We start from the raw sequence: 19,339 nt of genomic DNA on the forward strand, positions 1-19,339 counted from the left end.
AGTACAACAATTTCCTTGTAATATCAGCCGTAATCGCAAATTGTTGTACGAAATGCAGTATTCCTCCGTCATCAAGCCGATAAATGGGATAATTGTTGTATTTCATACAACATTCCGCCCAAATACCCAGTTATCAATGATCCCGAGTTGCAAAACGTACAACATTTCTCTATTGGCCTATTGATGAAGGTGAGCTTACTTAAGAATCTTTATTATAAGTTGCCTGAAAAGAGGACGAAGACTCCGGCGCCGTGCGGACACGGACTGCCAGGGTCTTCGTCTGTATTTGTGATCTATTCCCAAGGATAACTAATGTTATGTTATGCCGGTAATACTGAAGTAAGGGATTTCGCATAGGATGCGGATTCCAATTCTTCAGCCGGTGATGTTCTAAACTGTAAATGATACAGCTCCGCATAGAGCCCATCCTGTTCAATGAGCGCATCATGTGTGCCTTCTTCAACAATTCTCCCATGATCCAGAACAATGATCCGCGAAGCCTCCCTTACCGTTGAGAGCCTGTGGGCAATCACGAGGGTGGTCCGGTCTTTCATCAGCAGATCAAGCGATTGCTGAACCAGCCGTTCGGACTCGTTGTCGAGTGCTGAAGTAGCTTCATCCAGCAGCAGGAGCGGCGCATTACGCAGAAAAGCTCTGGCGATGGCGAGGCGCTGCCGTTGACCGCCTGATAAAGTAGAGCCGTGTTCACCGATCTGCGTGTCGTATCCTTCAGGCAGCCGCATAATAAATTCATCTGCACCTGCCAGGCGGGCAGCTTCCCGGATTTCTTCATCGCTGGCATGTTCAGCACTGAACGCGATATTATCCCGGATGCTGCCGGAGAACAGGTAAGGATTCTGCGGTACATAGGAGATCCTCCGGCGCGCCGCCTCAAGGTGATCATGTACACCATAACCGCACACGGTAATACTGCCGGCCTCCGGTTCATAGAGTCCGCAGCACAACCGTACAAGTGTCGTCTTGCCCGAGCCGCTGGGGCCGACAACGGCAACCGTCTCGCCATGCTTCAGCTCAAGACGGATCCCGCTCAGACAGCTTCCCTCCCTGGACTGGGGTCCCTCGAAGCTGTAGTGCAGCCCCTGTATGCTTAGTGCAGCAGCTTCCGCCAAGGCGGTTGCTTCAGCGGCGGCTACCGCTGCGGATACGGCAGTATCCTGTCCAATGCCAGATGCTGCCCCTTCCCGGGGAGCATCAAGAATCTCAAATACACGGTCAGCCGCCCCGAGTGATTCCTGTACCCCGCCCCAAGTCTGCGACATGTGGACGAATGGCCACTGAACACGTCCCATCAGGATGATGAAGGCAAGCACTTCACCCGCCGAGGTCTCACCCCGCAGCGCTGACCTGGCAATAAGGATAGCGCAGCTGATCATTACAACATTATTAATGAATGCAGAAGAATGCCAGAGCAGCGCGTTCAGCAGCGTTTTTTGCTTCTGCAGCCGGTTCAGCTGCTCGCGTTCAGCTGCATACCTGCCCAGCAGCGTATTCTCCAGTGAAAATGAACGGATAACCTTCATCCCCTGGAGGGTCTCCTGCAGGATTCCCCGCAGCAAGGCTTCCTGGGCATAGATTTGTGTGTACAGCTTGCGCAGTCTGCGGTCAAAGAAACGGCCGGACAGAAAGACAACGGGGCCCGTTCCAAGTGCAAGGAGTGCAAGCCAGACATCCATACTGGCCAAATACAGAAATGCAACCAGGCAGAGCAGAAGATTATAACCCAGATCGTAGACCAGACTGCTAATCATCCCCATGGCCGCTCCGGCATCCTTGGTATTCCGGGAGGTCAAATCTCCGGAATGCATGGCTTCCAGCTGGCGGTAAGTCAGCCGGTGGCTGGCATCAAACAGCTTCGTCCGGAAATCCCAGGCCATCCGGCTGTGTACGGTGAAGCGGAGATAATGCTGCAGCATAAGACAGAGAATAATCAGGAAGCAGGCCAGCGAACAAATTAGGGTTATCCGTGTCAGGGACTGCATATTGGTACTGTTAATTGTATCAATGAAAACCTGCTGAACCGTAGCAAATCCGACATCCAGGGCAAGCCTGGCCATTAGCAGCACTATTGCTGCCAGAAAGCCGATCTGGTATGGCTTGACATAAGGAAGCAGCCGCTGGAGGGCTTCCCGGAGCCGGATTCGGCCGGATGAAGATGATTTAGTATTCATTTTGCAGTCCTCCTCCGGCAGCAGCCTCTGTCTGAATGCCCGCCTGGGCCATAGCATGATATTTGCCTTGCAGTGCCATTAACTCCATATGGGTCCCTTGTTCAACAATTGCTCCGGCCTCCATGAAGTAGATATGATCAGCGTACTTAATAGTTGAGAGCCGGTGGGCGACTACAACCGTTGTCCGGTTCGTCATCAGGGCCTTCAAGGCCTGCTGGACAATCTCCTCATTATGGCTGTCAAGCGCAGCCGTAGGTTCATCCAGCAGCAGCAGTCCCGGCTCGCGGACGAATGCCCGGGCAATGGAGAGCCGCTGGCGTTCACCTCCCGACAACGTAAGCCCTCTTTCTCCGATGACCGTCTCATACTGCTGTGGAGTCTGCATAATGAAATCGTGGATGCCTGCATTCTGTGCGGCAGAGATCACCTCTTCACGGGAGGCTTCCTGCCGCCCCCAGGCAATATTCTCGTATAGTGTTCCTGAGAATAGATAAGGCTCCTGCGATACATAGGCGATACGGCTGCGCCAGCTACGCGGCGGAATGGTTTGTAAGGGCATACTGCCATGATGAATGCTTCCTCCGTCAGGCACATAAGCGGCAAGCATTAGCTGAAGAATTGTGCTCTTGCCGCTCCCGCTGGCTCCGGCGAAAGCGGTAACCTTACCTGGCTCAATCCGCAGCTGAGTTTCAGTTAATACCTTCGTTTGTCCGTACCCGAAGCTGACATTGTTGAATATGAGCGGCTCCTGTCCGGCAAGTGGCAGATTAACGGTATCCCATGCTTCAGCCAGATGCCCTGCGGTACCGGGATTAGCAGGGCTGATGCCTTCTTCGGTTAAATCCATGATTTCAAATAAACGCTTCCCCTGTGCCAGCGAAGCCTGCAGTTCTGTCCACAGGTTGGCAAGCCGCGATACCGGATTCGAAATTTGTTCAAAGCAAATGAGAAAAGCAGCAACGGCGCCTACATCAATCCGCCCTCCAATTACAAGATAGCCGCCATAGGAGAGTACATACAGCAATCCGCCCAGAATAACGGCCAACGGCATATTGTAACCTACAGCCTCTATCCGTGAGACCGGCAGGTGGACTGTGTTAAATTGCCGGACTCTGCTGGTGAATTGCCCGAGTAGACGGGGAGCAAGGGAGAAGGCGCGCACCACCTCAGCGCCTTGTATCGAATCCTGAACGAATGCCTGTTGAGCGCTCTCAATGCTCTGGCGCTGTTCATTCATGGTGCGGAGCCGTGAGGTGAAGGGGAACATAACCAGAGGAACCAGTGCACAGATGATGACTGTCCCCAGTGTCAGAGCAAATTGCAGAGACAGCAGATAAGTGAGCAGAAATGTGATTTGCAGCAGATTGCTGATCAGGTCAATCGTCTTCCGGTTTATTCCCTGCTGTGCGGCTGGAGCGGAGTCATTCATCCGGCTGATCAGATCGGCGGAATGATAACGGTCCAGATCCTTCATCTGAACATTCAGTAATCTTGTCAGCATGGAGATCTGAACCTTAGAGGTGGATTTGATCTCCAGCAGCCCTGAGAGATATGTATTCAGAAAGTGGACTCCGGCATCCGTAATGACGATGACAGCAGCGAAGGTCATTCCCGCTGTAAGACCGGACGTATTGTGGTTAGTTGCCGCATTGATAATCCGCCGCAGCGACTCAGCCAGACCTACAGTTGTGAGTGAGATAACCGCTGCCAGAACACAAAGAATGATGTACCAGCCTGTATAGGGTTTGCCGAGCTTCAGCAACCGGATAAATGTATTCTGGGCAGCGGCGGGCTGTTCATTCAGCGGCGTTGCCCCGGTATTCGTGATCCCGTTCAAGTGGACCCCTCCCGAGCTATCAATTTATGAAATGGTCTTTGTCCAGCATAACTTTAGCCGTCAAGGCCAGCAGACTGCGCAAAGTATCGGTTCTAAGTACATAATACAGCCGGTGATCCATCCGCTGGATGTCCAGCAAATCCAGGAAGAACAGGAAATTGGAATGATATTTCACAGCAGCAGGTGTAATACCGAGGGCTTCGGCAATTTCCTGGCCATAGTGTGGACGCTGCTTCAATAACATCAGGAAGTCCAGCCGCCGTTTATCCGAGAAGGTTTTGAGGAATAATTCAGTTTTCTCCCTGTCTGCTGCAGGTCCATATACCCGGTCATTATGTACGCCGAAAATGACCCAGCCGACCTGTCCGGCATCCGTATGGAACTGTAAGAAGCTGTTGTTGACCTGAGAGACAAAGCTGACATGGAAAGTGGTCGGGATGTCGAACAGTGAAGGCTCATTCTTGTGGACTTCACGAATGAAAACCTCCGGATTGCTGAGGAACTGGGCCTCATACTTGCGGGAGGCCTGCTCGGAAAGCTCGCGGATCCGTTCTTTCCAGTGAACAAATACATCCTGGTTGAATTGACGCAAAAGCTGCAGATACCGCAGCTTGGTCTCCTCAGGATGAGCAAGACATTCAAGCAGCGGCGCATGAGCTTCTGCAACCTCCGGCTGGGGTTTTGTATTGGACACCAATTCTGTAAGCGCCGCAAGATCCTTTTTAACAATCTCCCAATCGTTGCCTTTCAATAATGCCTCCATATTATCGTTGTAGACGCCGTAGACCATCTCTGAAACGATATGCTCCGCAGAGCTGTTCTCCAGCCGGTTGATCAACTCCTCTGCAGTCAGCGTTTCCCGGTGAGTGAAGACCGATTCGAATAAGGGGAAATCCAGGGCATTATGAAAGAAGTCATACCGGAAGAAAAACATCAGCTCACGGGTGAAGTGAGGTGACAATAATCTGCGTGCATCATCGAAGTAGGTTCCCAGCAGCTCATCGGTTTCGATTTTGTAATCCTTGGCCAACTCCGCCACCTGGTCTTCACATGCAAGCATTGCCATGGAAACCACAAGCTCGACAGCTTCGTTGTACTCAAAACGGATATTCTTCAGTAAGGTCTCCTGCAAAGTATCCTTCATAAGGTCCTCCAGTTCAGCATTTAAATTTGATATTAAATATTGGGTTGAATATCACAACATTTAATGACGACTTAATGTTAAAATAAACCATATGCTAGAAATTGTAAAGTGAATATTGTGTGTGCGGACGCTAATCTACCGGATGGAGATTTATTGATATTGTGGAAGAATGATGAACGGAGGTGTAGAATACATAGGAGCTGTACGTTCAGAAATAAATAACTGAGAGGTGTTCTCCTTGAGGAAATGGATCATTATTGCCCCGCTGCTCTTTAGCTTAACGGGTATGGCGACAATCTTCGCAGCTCCGGCGGATCAGCCGGCGGTTACAGTTACAGTCAATGGTAAGCTGGTGAATTTCGATGTACAGCCTGTGAATGATCAAGGTACGGTATATGTTCCCCTCCGCTTCGTGGCGGATGAACTGGGCGGGATGATTGTTCCGGGGAATAATAAAGCAATCCTAATTTCCAAAGGAACCATTACACTGAGTATAACGGCGGGGTCTACCGCAGCCTACAAGAACCAGCAGCCCTTCACACTGGCAGCTGCTCCGAGGCTGGTGAATGGAAGGATGCTGGTGCCGCTCCGGGTGCTTTCTGAGGTTTTTGAAGCCTCGGTTACTTATGCAGACGGGCAGGTCGCGATCACACAGGAAGAATCCGTACAACCCGCAGGTCCTGGTGTAATGGGGAATTCGATAGGCAATCTGAACAATTGGGGCTTGTATGCGGCCGACAATGAATGGGTCTATTTCAATAATCCGCTAGACTCGGGGAGACTCTATAAACAGAAGAAGGACGGTACTGAACTTCAGAAGCTTAGCGATGACGAATTTGCGGCTTATATTAATCTTGTAGGCGGAAAGCTGTATTATACGGGCGACAACAACAAGCTGTTCAGCATGAATACGGACGGGTCGGCGCGGACGATGATTCGAGATTTTGCCGTCGGGAAGAACCTCGTGTCGGTTGTTGATGACTGGATCTACTTCACGCAGGGGAACTCGTCGATGAATAAGCCGCTCTACCGGATGAAGACCGACGGCAGCTCCAGAACGGTGCTTGAACAGTACGGGGTATCCAGCCTGGCGGTGTATGGCGGCAAGATCTACTATACGATTGACTTCAGCAAGCTGTTTGTTATGGACCTTGACGGCAGCCGCAAGAAGAAGCTGCTGGATGGCGGATACATCACTAATATAGTGATGAAAGATGATATCATGTACCTCAATTTCAAAGAGCATTTATATACGATGAATATAGATGGAACCGGATTAACCCAAATTTCCGCTTTGAATGGCAGAGAGATGAATCTTAGCGGAAACTATTTGTACTTCAGCAATTACTCCGAGTACAGCAAGAAGCTGTTCCGGCTCAATCTTAGCGATTATACCAGCGAGAAGCAGAGCGATGACAAGACCTTATATATCCATATCGTGGATAACAAGCTGTATTATATGAATGCAACAACCAACCGTTTCGTAGAAGTTGACATCGAATAGAGGGAGGGATGATTCGAGACAAGGCATGAGGGCCAACGTTACCCGCATTACGGGCGGTTTCTGAGCCTTGAGCAGGACCGTCTGGTGGATAAGGTGCTGGCACCAGAGTAATAGAGTGGATTCCGCAGCATAAGAAGTAGATAAAGGTACAGAGCTATGCTGGCGCAGAAGAATATGGATTAAGCCAGCTGTGACATGTATTCATAGGCTGTAAGGCCGAAGACACTTTTGAAATGCCGGTTCAGGTGAGTCAGGTCTGTGAAGCCGTATTCGGCTACTGCGGAATAGATATCCTTGTTCTTCTCGATCGATTGTCTGGCATGTTCAACCTTGCAGTTCAGGAAGAATTGGTAAGGCGAGATGCCTGTATGTGATTTGAACTCGCGGATGAACTGATATTTGGACAGGCCTAACTCCTGTGAGATGTGATCAAGCTTAAGCACTTGGCCGAGGCTGTAGTACATCATTTCCTTGGCTTGTTGAACAAAGGCATTATCGGTCCGCATGGCGGCTTCGATTTCGGTATGGGCGGCCAGATGGGCCAGCTGAAGCAGCAATTCACTGCAAAGTGCGTTGTCAGCGCCGTTCTGGACCGCTTGGTTCAAGGAATAGACGGATTGTGCCAGTTCCCTGTCATAGACGATAGGCGAGGTGAACCGCAGCTCCTGCTTGCCCAGAATCTCTGCAAACTTGGCCGGCTTAATATAGAGCATGACATAATCAATACCTGCTCTATCATAGGAATTGCCGTCGTGGTACTGTTCGGGGTTAAACAACATGACACCGCCCGGATGGGAGGAGTGCAGGCTGCCAGCCAGATGATATTGCTGGATACCGCGCAGTGTTACGCCCAGGGCATATTCTTCGTGACAATGCTTTTTGTAAGTGAAATCCGTCATGCTGGCCGATAAGGCGAGAATCTCTGCAGACTTTCTATAATTGAATTGTTCCACCTTAATCACCGCCCTCTATAAAATTCCGGATACCATTACAGCAGAGTATACTAGAAAAAGTGCCATGATACTATTCATCACCCGCTGATGCCGCTGCAGAAAGCTCTTGAATATGGAGCCGAATACGACCCAGGTAGTGAATGCCAGAAAACCGATCACAGTAATTACCAGAACGAAGATGAAGGCTGCTGCGGGTGAACTATAATAAGGCATAACATAACCCGGGATAACGGTCAGCGTGAACAGCAGCACCTTCGGATTGGCGAATTGCATCAGCAGCCCGGAGACGAAGCCGGAGGAGTGGCGGGAATTGTCCTCGGTACGGCCCATCCTGTAGACCTGGTAAGCCAGGTAGAGCATGTACAAGCTGCCGATGATCTGCATGACGCCGAGAATATGCGGGATGATGTTCGCAAGCATGCGGTTCAGCAGGGTGGAGGCGGCAAGCAGCAGTCCAAACGCCAGAGTGGCTCCGCCGACGTATCCCATTGTTTTTTTGGCCCCGTGATGCTGCACGGAAGATAGAATCACAATATTGGTAGGGCCGGGTGTGAAGGTTACCACAATACAATAGATGATGAAAGAAACGATATTCATGATGGCCTCCAGGTGAAGTAGTCACATGAATATACACCCGGCAGGGAAATGGCTATAGTACATTATTGCAGCTTCCCGCGCGAGAGGCATCATCCACCAAACTTTTGAGAAGCTCTATTTCTTTTGGGTATATCCAAAAAAGGTGTGCAAGCCATCATGGGCCCGCACACCTTCTATTCATTTGGAAGTTAGATATTGACTGCTACAAGATAATAAGTGTTCGTTTCTTTATCCATATCAAATTCAAAAAAGACACTGAATGAAGATATGAAGAAACCGGGTAATTCTACTTTGTAGCACAATGTAGTAGAGGTTGAATATTTTTCAGACCAGGTTGTGTCTAATTTCACATCACTAAGTGTGGCACTCTTTAAAATGCCCGCATATTTCGTAATAACTGCACTTTCATTCAATTTTACTACCCCGGAGATCGATTTAGCTGCATTGTCCTTCGATGTTTTTTTGTAGCCCATGTCGTAGTCATTTAAATCGTCAATCACATACTTATCGATTAAAGCATTATAGCTTGAGTTGGATCCGGAAGTTAAGGCATTTCCGTAAGCTTGGATAAAAGCTAATGCTACAGATTTGTTGTTTTCGCCTACTGCAGTGAGATCATGATTATAAGGCAGGGTGAGCAGTCCACTTGGAAGGCTGCTTGACTGAGAGGCAGGGGCGGTAGCTGCTGGAGCAGTTGTTACTGGTACATTGGTGACTGGTGTAGTCGTAGCTGATGATGAATCATTATAAGGTTCTCCGGCGTTGGCACTTCCAGTAGTTGTAATGGCGACGGTTTTAGTACCGGCATTCCAAAGAACGGATGCATTCATTGCTTCACCGACTGCCTTGGCAGGAAGGTAGGTTGAACCATTGTATACTAGAGGGGAGAGTTTATTTCCATTTGCATCTTTAGGAGTCCACGAAACGCCATTCACAGTAAACTTAATAGTACTATTAAGGTAAGCTTGTACTAACGAAACCCCGTCTGCAGCGTAAACCCCTACAGCCCCGCATAACAACCCGGTAGCCAAAATGGAAGAGATAAATACTTTTTTTGTAATATTCATACTAAATAATTCCTCCTACTCACTATATGATATTTGTCCTATGTATTAAAATCTCAATAATATATTTATTTTCCTTTCTAAGGAATTTATATTGCTTTAGTATTATCGACATCTGTAATGTTATTATTTAGGGATATCTCATAAATAATTATTGCTATACAGAGTCAACTTAAGAATCTGACTTGTTGCATGGACCATGCCCTGCTCCGAAAGAGGTTTGTCTATCGGCTGGCCATCATTTTTAAGTTCAGCTGATATAAGTGGTGATAATGGACTGTTACTTATCTTATGGGAGGTTTCACAATATGGAAGAATGTTTGATTTGCAGCCGCATTAATATGATCAAAGATGGCACGAATAAGTACTTTGTAGCCGAGCTCGAGACAGGGTATGTGGTACTTGGAGACCATCAATATTTCGAAGGCTACACTTTATTTTTGGGTAAGGAACATAAACGCGAGCTGCATGAACTGGACAGCGGCTACAAACAGAAATTTCTGGTCGAAATGAGCATCGCAGCAGAAGCGGTGTATAAGGCATTCAAGCCGTACAAATTAAATTATGAGCTGCTGGGAAACGGCGATTCGCATATGCACTGGCATATTTTCCCGAGACAGCTGACAGAACCGAATCCGGCACATCCCGTCTGGTTGACACCCAGAGAAACGATGTATTCAGACAGCTGCAGACCCAGTGAGGAGAGACTGGCCGAATTGAAGCAGGCATTATTAACCGAACTCAATAAGTTAATCTAATTCAGCGTACCTAGTGGTTAACCCGGAAGCCCTGATCCCCGGCTGCGAATCCCGCATCTTTCCCAAGTGGAAGGGGTGCGGGATTATTGATGTCCCCTATACATTGTATTACCCTCAAACAAGCTCCGCACCTGCTGCGCCATCTCTTCCGGAGCATGCGGCATCCGGTTCTGAATCCACCATTCTACAGTGCCCACGAAGGCCGAGGCCATGAAATGGGCAATGAGCTGCTTATCCATTCCTTCAGGAACAGACTTCTCCATCTCCAGCTTATGAATTACATTCGCCGAGACAATCTCCAGCAGGCGTTCACGGAAGATTGTGGTTCTCTGGTTGGCAAGCATAGCGGAGAAGAACAGGAAGTTCTGTTCGAAATAGAGAAATACCGGCTTCATTTCGCTGATGAGTCCAACATCTCCGTCCGGAGTGCGGGTCATATTGCAGGATAGGAACATTCTGCCCAGGTGATCCTCGATGCATCTGTTGAGCAGATCATATTTGTCGGTGTAGTGCAGATAGACGGTCCCCCGGTTTACATTTGCCCGTTCCGCGATATCGTTAATCGTGATTTGTTCCAGCTCCTTCTCCCCAAAAAGCTCAAGAAAAGCTCTGTTAATCGCTTCTCTTGTTCTCAGAATCCGTCTGTCTGTCTTGATTCCGGTACCCATGATGATGAACCTCCTTCAGTTAATGAACACATGGCCTGCGCATGTTGCATATAGGACATTTCTGCTTACATTAGCGATTGAATTGCCATCTCATCTCTATATAATAATAATCAACACCAGTCAGATAATCAACACAAGTTGAATAAAGGAGAGGTCACACGTGGAAAATAAACCATCCAAAGTAATCATCATTACGGGAGCTTCAAGCGGTATAGGCGAAGCTGCAGCCCGGCTGCTGGCTCAAACCGGCGCAAAGCTCGTCTTGGCAGCCAGAAGAACCGAGCGCCTGCAGACCATCGTCAGTGAAATTGTGCAGGAAGGCGGTAATGCCGTATATCTGCAGACCGATGTAACTTCTGCGGAGGATCTGGAGAAGCTGGCAAGGTTCGCCCTGCAGCAATACGGACGGATCGATGTACTGGTGAATAATGCCGGGGTAATGCCCGCATCCATGCTGCAGGAGCTGAAGGTACATGAATGGGATCAGATGATCGATGTCAATATCAAAGGCGTACTGTATGGCATCGCAGCCGTTCTGCCGATTATGAGGGAGCAGCAGTCGGGGCATATCATCAACCTGTCCTCAGTAGCAGGTTATAGCGTAAGTCCGTCATCAGCGGTATACAGCGCCACCAAATATGCCGTCCGCGCCATCTCCGAGGGATTAAGGCAGGAAGAATCCCCTGCCTCACATATCCGCTCGACCATTATCTCGCCGGGGATGACGGATACAGAGCTGACCCACACGATCAGCAGTCCGGAAATCCGGGCAATTGCGGGCCAGATGAATAGCATGGCAATATCTCCTTACAGTATTGCCAGAGCGATCGTATATGCGATTAATGAACCTGCGGATACGAGTGTGAATGAGATTGTGATCAGACCGACGATCCTGCCTTAAGGCTGCGCTGAGACAATCAGTAGAGCCGGCCCGTGGGGGAATGATACAAGCAGCGCAGCTCCTGTTAGCGGGAGGCGCTGCTTTTTGCTATATTTACAGGGTGAGTTCTATAAAGGAATTATTGGGTGTGAAGCGAATTGTTTCAGGGTAACCATTATGAAAGGGTGAGTCTAACCATGGCCTCAAGCTCTAAAGTACCCGCAGATGGGCGCAGCAAGACCGTGAAACTGACCGGACCGGAACAGGTATCCTTATTTCTGAAGGAGCTGGAGCATCCGCTTAAAGATGAGATCGAAGAAGTGCGGAAGATAATCCTGAGTGCGGATGAAGACATCACGGAGCAGATAAAGTGGAACGCGCCGAGTTTCTGCTACAACCAGCAAGACCGTGTAACCATGAACTTGCAGGGGAAAGGCTTCTTCCGGCTGATCTTCCATACCGGTGCGAAGGTGAAGGAGGAGGCTGCAACGGTACCCTTGTTCACGGATACTTCCGGACTGCTGGAGTGGATCACGGGAGATAGGGCCGTTGTGAAGATTACGGATAGTACGGATTTGGAGTTCAAGCGGGCGGAATTGCCTGCTCTAGTCGCCAGATGGATGAAAGAGACTGTTCAAAGCTGACTACACTTCTTGTACGGACATACAGAGGGAAATGTGAACATCGACAATCTTTTTTTATCTTATCTATTCCGGCAGGTTTCCAGCATCAGGGCTGTCAGCTCACAGGATTTCGCCAGCACATCACCGGCTTCTAGCGGGCTGGAGCAGCCGGAAAGAGGGTGTTCAATGACAGGTAGCCACTCCTGCATATTGGTTTCGTCTGCCATCAGCGGAATGTCGAAATCAAACGGCCGGGAAGCTGCGGCGGTGTCATCCAAATAGCGCACAGCCCTTTCATCGGGCTGGAGCAGAATGAATTTCAAGGTAATCGTATATTCGAGCATCAGGCGCAGTATGCAATAAGCCTCATGGCAGAAACCTGAGTTCAGCAGCAGGCGTTCTGCCAGCAATGACGTATGGAATTTGGTCATCAGCTCAAGCGAAACAAGAGACCCCATAGTCTGCGGAAAAGGGTGCCCGATCAGCTGCGCACCCATGAATCCAGCCAGAGCCTCATATGTATTCCATAATTCCCGGTGGTGATTCTTTGGATCAGCTCCGTCATCCTCGTTGTACATCTTCTACTCACCTCTTTTACAATACTTAGCCCGGATTAAGCCTTATTACAGAACCACTGTAATTTATGAAACGCCTTCCATGTCAAATGCTTTATTTGTGGTCTGAATGTAACGCATTCCGGCGGTTTGAGGTAAAATTAAGAGGAGTACAGGCTGTATGCAGCAAGCATGGGAAGGTGAAATTATGGCGAATATCAAAGATATTGCGAAGCTGGCCGGAGTCTCGGTCACAACGGTATCCCGTGTTCTTAACGGTCATCCTTATGTAAGCAAGGCGAAGAGGGAAGCCGTTCTGCAGGCCATGGAGACGGCTGATTATGAACGTAATATTAATGCAGTCCATCTAAGCAGGGGCAGGACGAACCTGATTGGGGTGGTCGTTCCCTATATCACGCGGCCGTATTTCGGGATGGTCGTTGAAGGAATAGCGGATGAGGCTATCAAGGATAATTATAAGCTGGTGCTGATTCAGTCCAACTATGAAGTGGAACGGGAGCTGGATGCACTGATGATGCTGAAGCTGAAACAAATTGATGCGCTGATTATCTGTTCGCGGACCTGCAGCTGGGAGATTGTTGACGAGTATACGCAGTACGGGCCTATTATTGTGCTGGAGGATGGCAGGGGACATCATGTGTCATCCATATTTATGGATCATTATCAGAGCTTCACCCGTGCGCTTACCTATTTGAGGGGCAAAGGCCATGACAAGGTCGGCTATTGCCTGGCCAGACAGTCCAGTCCTAACAGCAATTTAAGAGAGGCGGCCTACCGGGACTTCTATATGAACCGGAATGAAGCCTATAACCATGACTATATGTTCTATGATTGTGTACAGCTGGAAGACGGGGAATGGATTATGCAGCGGATTCTGAAGATGGACGACCCTCCAACTGCCCTGCTGGTTACCAGTGATCAGGTGGCGGCGGGAATTCTGTCCTTTTGCCGGGAGAATGGGATAGAGGTGCCGGGTCAGCTTGCCATTGTAGGGTTCGACAATCAGCCGATCGCCAGAATGATGCACATCACGACCTTCGAGATACCGCTGGTGGAGATCGGCCGGAGGGCTTTGCTGCAGGCGGTGGACGGGGGCCAGGCCCATGAAGAGATTCAATTGAACATGATTGAGCGGCAGACCGTATGAGTGAAGGCTACAACTTGCCCAAGCCTTTGTCAATTCATCAATGTGAAGTATAATTATCCAATAATTACAATTTCCAGCGGGGAGTAATGGGGATGAAGAGACTTAAGATGATGACAAGTGTGCTGGCGGTCATATGTGCTGCGGGTTTGCTGGCAGGCTGCAAGAATGAGGGGAATACCGTTAATAATGCTGCGGGTGAAACTGCCGGTCATACAGTTGCCCAGATGCTGGATATGAGAGGTTTCTATACAGGGTTCACAGGACTGCCCGGAGATTATACAATGATGGATGCCGCAGCCCGCGGTTATGTGGTTAAGCACAATTTAGAGGTGGTTGCAGGCGGGGCAGTATGGGACCGGTTTGTTAAAGCGTCTGCGCAAGGTTTGGATAACGGGATTCGGCTGGCCGCTTTTTATGACAATGAAGAGGGCATTTCTTCTTCTTATTCTGACTTATTCTTTCAAGGTGGCAAATATTGTATATTTGAGAGTGCTAATGAGAGCGGTGAACCAGCACCCTTTTCTTATTTATTAACCTTGAGGGGCAAATCCGGAAATCCTTCAAGAGACACAACAGTTACTTTATTGACGAATGACAGCACGTTAACCTTCGACAAGTATATGACGGCGCTGTACTCCAGTAACTCTGAGGTTATCAAAAGTGTTTTGCCGAATCAGCTAATCAGTTTCCAATTGGATTAATGAATAGCATTATTACAGAAGGAGAGTCTCTATTGTTTAAAATTATGCTGATTGAAGACGACATCACCCTGTTCGGGGAGATTAAGGAAAGACTGTCCCAGTGGTCGTATGAGGTATACGGAATCACGAATTTCGGCAAGGTCCTGCAGGAATTTACGGAGGTGAAGCCGGATCTGGTGGTGATTGATATTCAGCTGCCGCAGTTCGACGGATTCCACTGGTGCCGGATTCTGCGGTCTCACTCCAACGTGCCGATTATCTTCCTCTCCTCCCGTGATCATCCGAGTGATATGGTGATGTCCATGCAGCTGGGAGCGGATGACTTCATTCAGAAGCCGTTTCACTTCGAAGTGCTGATTGCCAAAATCCAGGCCACACTCCGCCGGGTCTACAATTATAGCTCCGAACGTACAGAGCTAAAGACCTGGCGCGGGGCGGCGATTGAATTCGTGAAGAATACGGTAACTAACAGCCAGGGAGCGGCTCTTCTGACCAAGAACGAGATGCTGATCCTGAAAATACTCATCGAACGCAAAGATCAGATTGTGGACCGCGAAGAGATGATTAAGAGCTTATGGGACAATGAGCATTTCGTGAGTGACAATACCCTGACCGTAAATGTAAACCGGCTGCGCAAAAAGCTCGAACCGCTGGGACTGGATTCATTCATTGAGACCAAGGTCGGGCAAGGGTATATGGCGACCGAAGAGGCGGCAGAATGATAAGGAAATACATAACCGAGAAGCGGAGCTGGCTGCTGCTGCTTGCCGCCTTGCAGCTGATCATTATTTTCGTGGCCTATGTTGATTCTGCCATTCCCCTGCTGCCAGTGCTGTACATTGTGCTGCTGAATACACTGCTCTGTCTGGGCTTCGTATTTCTGCGGTATTCCAAGGAGACGAGGTTCTACAGAAGCCTGGAAGCCTGGGATCAGATCTATGACCTTCATGCTGTGATGGAGCCCGGCAGTCCGCTGGAGTGGATCGTCCATGAGGCGGTTATCGCCCAGACTGACAGGTACAAGCGGGAATCCTCCGTCAATTACCACCTGCTGGAGTCTGAGAAGGATGAGCTGCTGTCCTGGATTCATGAGGTCAAAACACCACTCACTGCCATGCAGCTGATGATTGAGCGGCTGCCGGATGAAACCCTGCAAAGACAGCTGATGTACGAATGGCTGCGGATTCATCATCTGCTCGACCAGCAGCTTCATCAGAAACGGATTCCTTTCATGCGCAATGATCTGTTCATTGAGAATGTAAGACTGGAGCCGATTCTGAATCAGGAGATCCGGGCGCTGAAATCATGGTGTATCTCCAAAGGAATCGGATTTGATGTAGACCTTGAGGTGGAAGACGTGCTGACCGACGGTAAATGGCTGGCCTTCATGCTCAGACAGCTGCTGACGAATGCGGTGAAATACAGCGCAGCCTCGGATATCCTGATCAGGAGCGGTGAAACGGACGGTCATATCGTGCTTACCATCGAAGACAGCGGCCAGGGCATTGATCCCAGGGATCTGCCGCGGATTTATGACAAAGGCTTCACGTCATCGCGCGAGCGTCAGGATAGCGCAGCCACCGGTATGGGCCTCTATCTGACCCGGCAGGTGGCGGAGCCGCTGCTGATTAGCATTCATGCAGCATCCGTACCCGGGGAAGGGAGTATATTTACGCTGACTTTCCCCCGGGAGAACGACTTTCAGAGAGTGACTGGCATGTGACAATAATGTCACATGCTTCTTCACATTGTTCGGCGAAGCGCAGGAAAAGGAGCATCAGCCCGCTTATGATAGATCTATAGAAAAGGAGTGGGTTACAGATGATTATCATGCAGGCTAACAAAATCCATAAAACCTATGGCAACAAATTTAATAAGCAGGAAGTATTAAAGGGAATCGATCTTCAGGTAAATAAAGGTGAGTTCGTGGGGATCATGGGTCCTTCCGGTTCCGGCAAAACGACACTGCTGAATGTCCTGTCCTCCATCGACCGGGTGAGCCAGGGGACCATTGAGATTGAGGGCAAGATGTTCACGGGAATGAAGGAGAAGCAGCTGGCGGAGTTCCGCAAATCTCATCTCGGGTTTATTTTTCAGGACTACAATCTGCTGGATACGCTGACCGTGAAGGAGAATGTGATGCTGCCGCTCTCCATCACAGGCATGTCCAAGAAAGAGGCGCATCAGAAATTCGAGCAGGTGTCCGGCGAGCTGGGAATCTATGAGCTGAAGGACAAATATCCGGCGGAAATCTCCGGCGGGCAGAAGCAGCGTACGTCGGCAGCGCGGGCGTTTGTGCATGATCCTAGTATTATTTTTGCCGATGAGCCTACGGGCGCACTGGATTCCAAATCAGCTTCCGACCTGCTGAACAAGCTCTCTGCTATGAACAGTAAACGTGAGGCCACTATAGTGATGGTCACGCATGATGCGGCTGCCGCAAGCTATTGCACCCGGGTGGTGTTCATCCGTGACGGGCAAATTTACACCCAGCTGAATAAAGGCGATGAATCACGGCAGTCCTTCTTCAACGATATTATCAATACTCAAGGGGTGCTTGGCGGTGCTGCCGAGTGAGCCTGAATTACATCATCCTGCGCAATTTGAAGAAGAATATTAAAAACTATTATCTGTACGTCTTCGCGCTTATTTTCAGTGTTGCTCTATATTTCTCGTTCGTAACGCTGCAATTTGATCCGGCAATGGACGAGGTTGGTGCTTCGATCAAAGGCGGTGCAGCTATCGGAGCCTCTTCTGTCCTGCTGATTGCTATTGTCGCCATTTTCCTGCTCTATGCGAATACGATTTTCATCAAGCGGCGCAGTAAGGAGATCGGGCTGTTCCAGCTGATTGGGCTGACGAAGGGGAAGATCTTCACGCTGCTGAGTGCGGAGAATCTGATTCTGTATTTCGGGTCCATGTTTATCGGTATTGGTGCAGGGTTCATCATGTCCCGGCTGGTTCTGATGATTCTGTTTAAAATTCTAGCCATCCAGAATCTAGCCAAGCTGCGGTTCTCCCCGGAGGCGCTGGAGCGGACGATTCTGGTGTTTGCCGCCGTGTATGTGCTGATTATGATCATGAACTACACCTTCATCAAAGCGCAAAGTATCCTGTCCCTCTTCAAGGCGACATCCACGACCCAGCAGCGTATCCGTAAAATGCCGCTGTGGGAAATTGTTATGGGACTGCTCGGCATTGCCTGCATCGGCGGTGGATATTATATTTCCAGCCAGCTGTTTGGCGGGAAATATACAGATATGACTGAGCTTATGATCGCGATGATCGTGATCCTGGCACTGGTCATCATCGGTACTTATCTATTCTATAAAGGTTCGGTAAGCTTTATTTTTAATATGATCCGTAAGAGCAAGAAAGGTTACCTGTCAATCAATGAGGTGCTGTCACTCTCATCGATTATGTTCCGCATGAAGTCAAATGCCCTGCTGCTTACCATTATTACGACGGTGTCCGCACTCGCGATCGGCCTGTTGTCACTGAGCTACATTTCTTATTATTCGGTGGAAACCTCAGCAAGGGAAAGCTCGCCGCATGATTTCGGCTTTATCCGGCAGGAGGCTGAGGCTAAGTTCCTTCAGGCACTGGATAAGGAGAAGATAGGTTATGAAGTGCTGGAGATTCCTAACATCGCAGTCTTTCTAAATGTTGAGGATATTATTGAGAGATATAATTTTAAGGAAGACGCATTAACGAACATCACTGCTACCGTAATCAGTGACAGCAGCTTGAAGGGAATGGATTTGCACCCGGGTGAGGTACTGATGACGGGTTACAACAATACGCTCAAAAGCATGGTAACCTTTAAAGACAGTGGTGAAATCGGGTTTATTACCAAAGACAGCACCATCACGCAGCAGCTCACCGGTTTATCTGACAAATCTGTCCTTCCTTATTATTATGGCGCCGGGCTAATGGGAGTGGTTGTGGTCGATGATACGGTCTTTACTGAACTGGTTAAGCATAAAGATCCGAAAGCTCAGAGGAAAACATCGGACAGCGATTTATATTACGGGATTAATCTGACCGATCAATCACAGGCCAAACAGGCCCATGAGATCTATCTGGACCAGAAGCCGGAATTTCCGAGCTTCTCGCAATATGAATTTGAGCTCAACCAACGGACCAGCATGGGCTTAATTATGTTCATTGTCGGGTTCCTCGGTTTGACCTTCCTGATCACCTCCGGCTGTATTCTCTATTTCAAGCAGATGGATGAAGGCGAGGAGGAGAAGGACGGATATACCATTCTGCGCAAGCTGGGCTTCACTCAGGGAGATCTGCTGCGCGGCATCCAGTTCAAGCAGCTGTTCAATTTCGGCATTCCGCTGGTTGTCGGTCTCTGCCACAGCTACTTCGCGGTAAAGTCGGGCTGGTTCCTGTTCGGTACGGAAATGCTTACTCCGATGTTTGTGGTTATGGCGGTCTATACCGTGCTGTATTCAATCTTCGGCCTGCTGTCCGTGCTGTATTACAAGCGCGTGATCCGGGAATCATTATAAAGACATAGAATACAAAGGGATAGCTAGAAGGCACTGTCATTAAGTTAAGGCAGAGGGCCAATATTTAAGAAAAAGAGCAGGTTATGTAAAAAATAGCCTGCTCTTTTTTGCGTGGAATAATAGAAAGAAACGCTGACAGCCCACACTTTTATGCCCAGTCTTGTCTTTGTGCTTACCTA

The 19,339-nt window shown here is 49.1% G+C and carries 18 protein-coding genes; 10 read left to right on the top strand and 8 right to left on the bottom strand.

What is annotated here, in order from left to right:
• Positions 1-320 precede the first annotated feature (320 nt).
• From MKZ24_RS17570 to MKZ24_RS17580, 3 genes are read right to left on the bottom strand one after another with little or no spacing between them, the layout of a single operon-like run.
• Positions 321-2,189 (bottom strand): ABC transporter ATP-binding protein, encoded by a 1,869-nt coding sequence (locus MKZ24_RS17570; RefSeq protein WP_340784973.1) that lies wholly within the window; start codon positions 2,187-2,189, stop codon positions 321-323.
• On the bottom strand, positions 2,179-4,026 hold the full coding sequence (locus MKZ24_RS17575; RefSeq protein ID WP_042237412.1) for an ABC transporter ATP-binding protein: 1,848 nt from the start codon (positions 4,024-4,026) through the stop codon (positions 2,179-2,181). The genes MKZ24_RS17570 and MKZ24_RS17575 overlap by 11 nt, the downstream gene beginning before the upstream one ends.
• A gap of 19 nt (positions 4,027-4,045) precedes the next feature.
• Positions 4,046-5,170, bottom strand: a complete 1,125-nt coding sequence (locus tag MKZ24_RS17580; RefSeq protein ID WP_042237410.1) for an ArsR/SmtB family transcription factor — start codon at positions 5,168-5,170, stop codon at positions 4,046-4,048.
• A gap of 238 nt (positions 5,171-5,408) precedes the next feature.
• Here MKZ24_RS17580 and MKZ24_RS17585 point away from each other — a divergent pair, with 238 nt between their 5' ends.
• Entirely contained in the window at positions 5,409-6,674 is a 1,266-nt protein-coding gene (locus MKZ24_RS17585) for a DUF5050 domain-containing protein (RefSeq protein ID WP_042237406.1), read from the top strand.
• Positions 6,675-6,853: 179 nt separating this feature from the next.
• Here the strand turns inward: MKZ24_RS17585 and MKZ24_RS17590 are convergent, their stop codons facing one another.
• The 3 genes from MKZ24_RS17590 to MKZ24_RS17600 all read right to left on the bottom strand — a co-directional run bounded on the left by MKZ24_RS17590 (position 6,854) and on the right by MKZ24_RS17600 (position 9,291).
• Positions 6,854-7,627, bottom strand: a complete 774-nt coding sequence (locus MKZ24_RS17590) for an AraC family transcriptional regulator (protein ID WP_042242835.1) — start codon at positions 7,625-7,627, stop codon at positions 6,854-6,856.
• Between the two features lie 15 nt (positions 7,628-7,642).
• The gene (locus MKZ24_RS17595) at positions 7,643-8,224 is read right to left on the bottom strand and encodes a LysE family translocator (RefSeq protein WP_340784982.1); all 582 of its coding nucleotides are present in this window, start codon (positions 8,222-8,224) and stop codon (positions 7,643-7,645) included.
• A 188-nt stretch (positions 8,225-8,412) separates the two neighbouring features.
• Positions 8,413-9,291: a stalk domain-containing protein gene (locus MKZ24_RS17600; RefSeq protein WP_340784986.1), complete on the bottom strand. Its 879-nt coding sequence runs from the start codon at positions 9,289-9,291 to the stop codon at positions 8,413-8,415.
• Between the two features lie 305 nt (positions 9,292-9,596).
• Here MKZ24_RS17600 and MKZ24_RS17605 point away from each other — a divergent pair, with 305 nt between their 5' ends.
• Positions 9,597-10,046, top strand: coding sequence for an HIT family protein (locus MKZ24_RS17605; RefSeq protein WP_042237403.1), 450 nt, complete (start codon positions 9,597-9,599; stop codon positions 10,044-10,046).
• Positions 10,047-10,129: 83 nt separating this feature from the next.
• Here MKZ24_RS17605 and MKZ24_RS17610 read toward each other — a convergent pair whose 3' ends face one another.
• Positions 10,130-10,714 carry a TetR/AcrR family transcriptional regulator gene (locus MKZ24_RS17610; protein WP_042138394.1) on the bottom strand — a complete coding sequence of 195 codons (585 nt, stop codon included), beginning with the start codon at positions 10,712-10,714 and terminating at the stop codon, positions 10,130-10,132.
• 160 nt (positions 10,715-10,874) lie between these two features.
• On the opposite strand from MKZ24_RS17610, the gene MKZ24_RS17615 reads away from it, so the two are divergent.
• Positions 10,875-11,615: an SDR family oxidoreductase gene (locus MKZ24_RS17615; RefSeq protein WP_340784992.1), complete on the top strand. Its 741-nt coding sequence runs from the start codon at positions 10,875-10,877 to the stop codon at positions 11,613-11,615.
• 176 nt (positions 11,616-11,791) lie between these two features.
• Positions 11,792-12,238 (top strand): DUF1801 domain-containing protein, encoded by a 447-nt coding sequence (locus MKZ24_RS17620; RefSeq protein WP_340784995.1) that lies wholly within the window; start codon positions 11,792-11,794, stop codon positions 12,236-12,238.
• A 59-nt stretch (positions 12,239-12,297) separates the two neighbouring features.
• Here the strand turns inward: MKZ24_RS17620 and MKZ24_RS17625 are convergent, their stop codons facing one another.
• A complete protein-coding gene (locus MKZ24_RS17625) occupies positions 12,298-12,795 on the bottom strand; it encodes a DUF5677 domain-containing protein (RefSeq protein ID WP_042237398.1) in 498 nt (165 codons plus the stop codon).
• A 184-nt stretch (positions 12,796-12,979) separates the two neighbouring features.
• On the opposite strand from MKZ24_RS17625, the gene MKZ24_RS17630 reads away from it, so the two are divergent.
• From MKZ24_RS17630 to MKZ24_RS17655, 6 genes are all read left to right on the top strand, one after another.
• On the top strand, positions 12,980-13,939 hold the full coding sequence (locus MKZ24_RS17630; RefSeq protein WP_042242829.1) for a LacI family DNA-binding transcriptional regulator: 960 nt from the start codon (positions 12,980-12,982) through the stop codon (positions 13,937-13,939).
• Between the two features lie 92 nt (positions 13,940-14,031).
• Complete coding sequence (locus MKZ24_RS17635) at positions 14,032-14,640, top strand: hypothetical protein (protein ID WP_340785003.1); 609 nt, start codon at positions 14,032-14,034, stop codon at positions 14,638-14,640.
• Positions 14,641-14,672: 32 nt separating this feature from the next.
• Positions 14,673-15,362, top strand: coding sequence for a response regulator transcription factor (locus MKZ24_RS17640; RefSeq protein ID WP_042237397.1), 690 nt, complete (start codon positions 14,673-14,675; stop codon positions 15,360-15,362).
• Entirely contained in the window at positions 15,359-16,363 is a 1,005-nt protein-coding gene (locus MKZ24_RS17645; protein ID WP_340785006.1) for a sensor histidine kinase, read from the top strand. Before MKZ24_RS17640 ends, MKZ24_RS17645 begins: the two co-directional genes overlap by 4 nt.
• A 98-nt stretch (positions 16,364-16,461) precedes the next feature.
• Positions 16,462-17,217, top strand: a complete 756-nt coding sequence (locus tag MKZ24_RS17650; RefSeq protein WP_042237395.1) for an ABC transporter ATP-binding protein — start codon at positions 16,462-16,464, stop codon at positions 17,215-17,217.
• Entirely contained in the window at positions 17,214-19,160 is a 1,947-nt protein-coding gene (locus tag MKZ24_RS17655) for an FtsX-like permease family protein (RefSeq protein WP_042237394.1), read from the top strand. The genes MKZ24_RS17650 and MKZ24_RS17655 overlap by 4 nt, the downstream gene beginning before the upstream one ends.
• Positions 19,161-19,339: the final 179 nt, after the last annotated feature.

The sequence above is a fragment of the Paenibacillus sp. FSL R7-0297 genome, assembly GCF_038009025.1.
Lineage (GTDB): Bacteria > Bacillota > Bacilli > Paenibacillales > Paenibacillaceae > Paenibacillus_AQ.

Excerpts from the sequence above, each read along its gene's own strand:
- MKZ24_RS17570 (WP_340784973.1), bottom strand. The coding sequence starts at position 2,189 with ATGAATACTAAATCATCTTCATCCGGCCGAATCCGGCTCCGGGAAGCC.
- MKZ24_RS17580 (WP_042237410.1), bottom strand. The coding sequence starts at position 5,170 with ATGAAGGATACTTTGCAGGAGACCTTACTGAAGAATATCCGTTTTGAG.
- MKZ24_RS17595 (WP_340784982.1), bottom strand. The coding sequence starts at position 8,224 with ATGAATATCGTTTCTTTCATCATCTATTGTATTGTGGTAACCTTCACA.
- MKZ24_RS17600 (WP_340784986.1), bottom strand. The coding sequence starts at position 9,291 with ATGAATATTACAAAAAAAGTATTTATCTCTTCCATTTTGGCTACCGGG.
- MKZ24_RS17605 (WP_042237403.1), top strand. The coding sequence starts at position 9,597 with ATGGAAGAATGTTTGATTTGCAGCCGCATTAATATGATCAAAGATGGC.
- MKZ24_RS17610 (WP_042138394.1), bottom strand. The coding sequence starts at position 10,714 with ATGGGTACCGGAATCAAGACAGACAGACGGATTCTGAGAACAAGAGAA.
- MKZ24_RS17620 (WP_340784995.1), top strand. The coding sequence starts at position 11,792 with ATGGCCTCAAGCTCTAAAGTACCCGCAGATGGGCGCAGCAAGACCGTG.
- MKZ24_RS17625 (WP_042237398.1), bottom strand. The coding sequence starts at position 12,795 with ATGTACAACGAGGATGACGGAGCTGATCCAAAGAATCACCACCGGGAA.
- MKZ24_RS17630 (WP_042242829.1), top strand. The coding sequence starts at position 12,980 with ATGGCGAATATCAAAGATATTGCGAAGCTGGCCGGAGTCTCGGTCACA.
- MKZ24_RS17635 (WP_340785003.1), top strand. The coding sequence starts at position 14,032 with ATGAAGAGACTTAAGATGATGACAAGTGTGCTGGCGGTCATATGTGCT.
- MKZ24_RS17645 (WP_340785006.1), top strand. The coding sequence starts at position 15,359 with ATGATAAGGAAATACATAACCGAGAAGCGGAGCTGGCTGCTGCTGCTT.
- MKZ24_RS17650 (WP_042237395.1), top strand. The coding sequence starts at position 16,462 with ATGATTATCATGCAGGCTAACAAAATCCATAAAACCTATGGCAACAAA.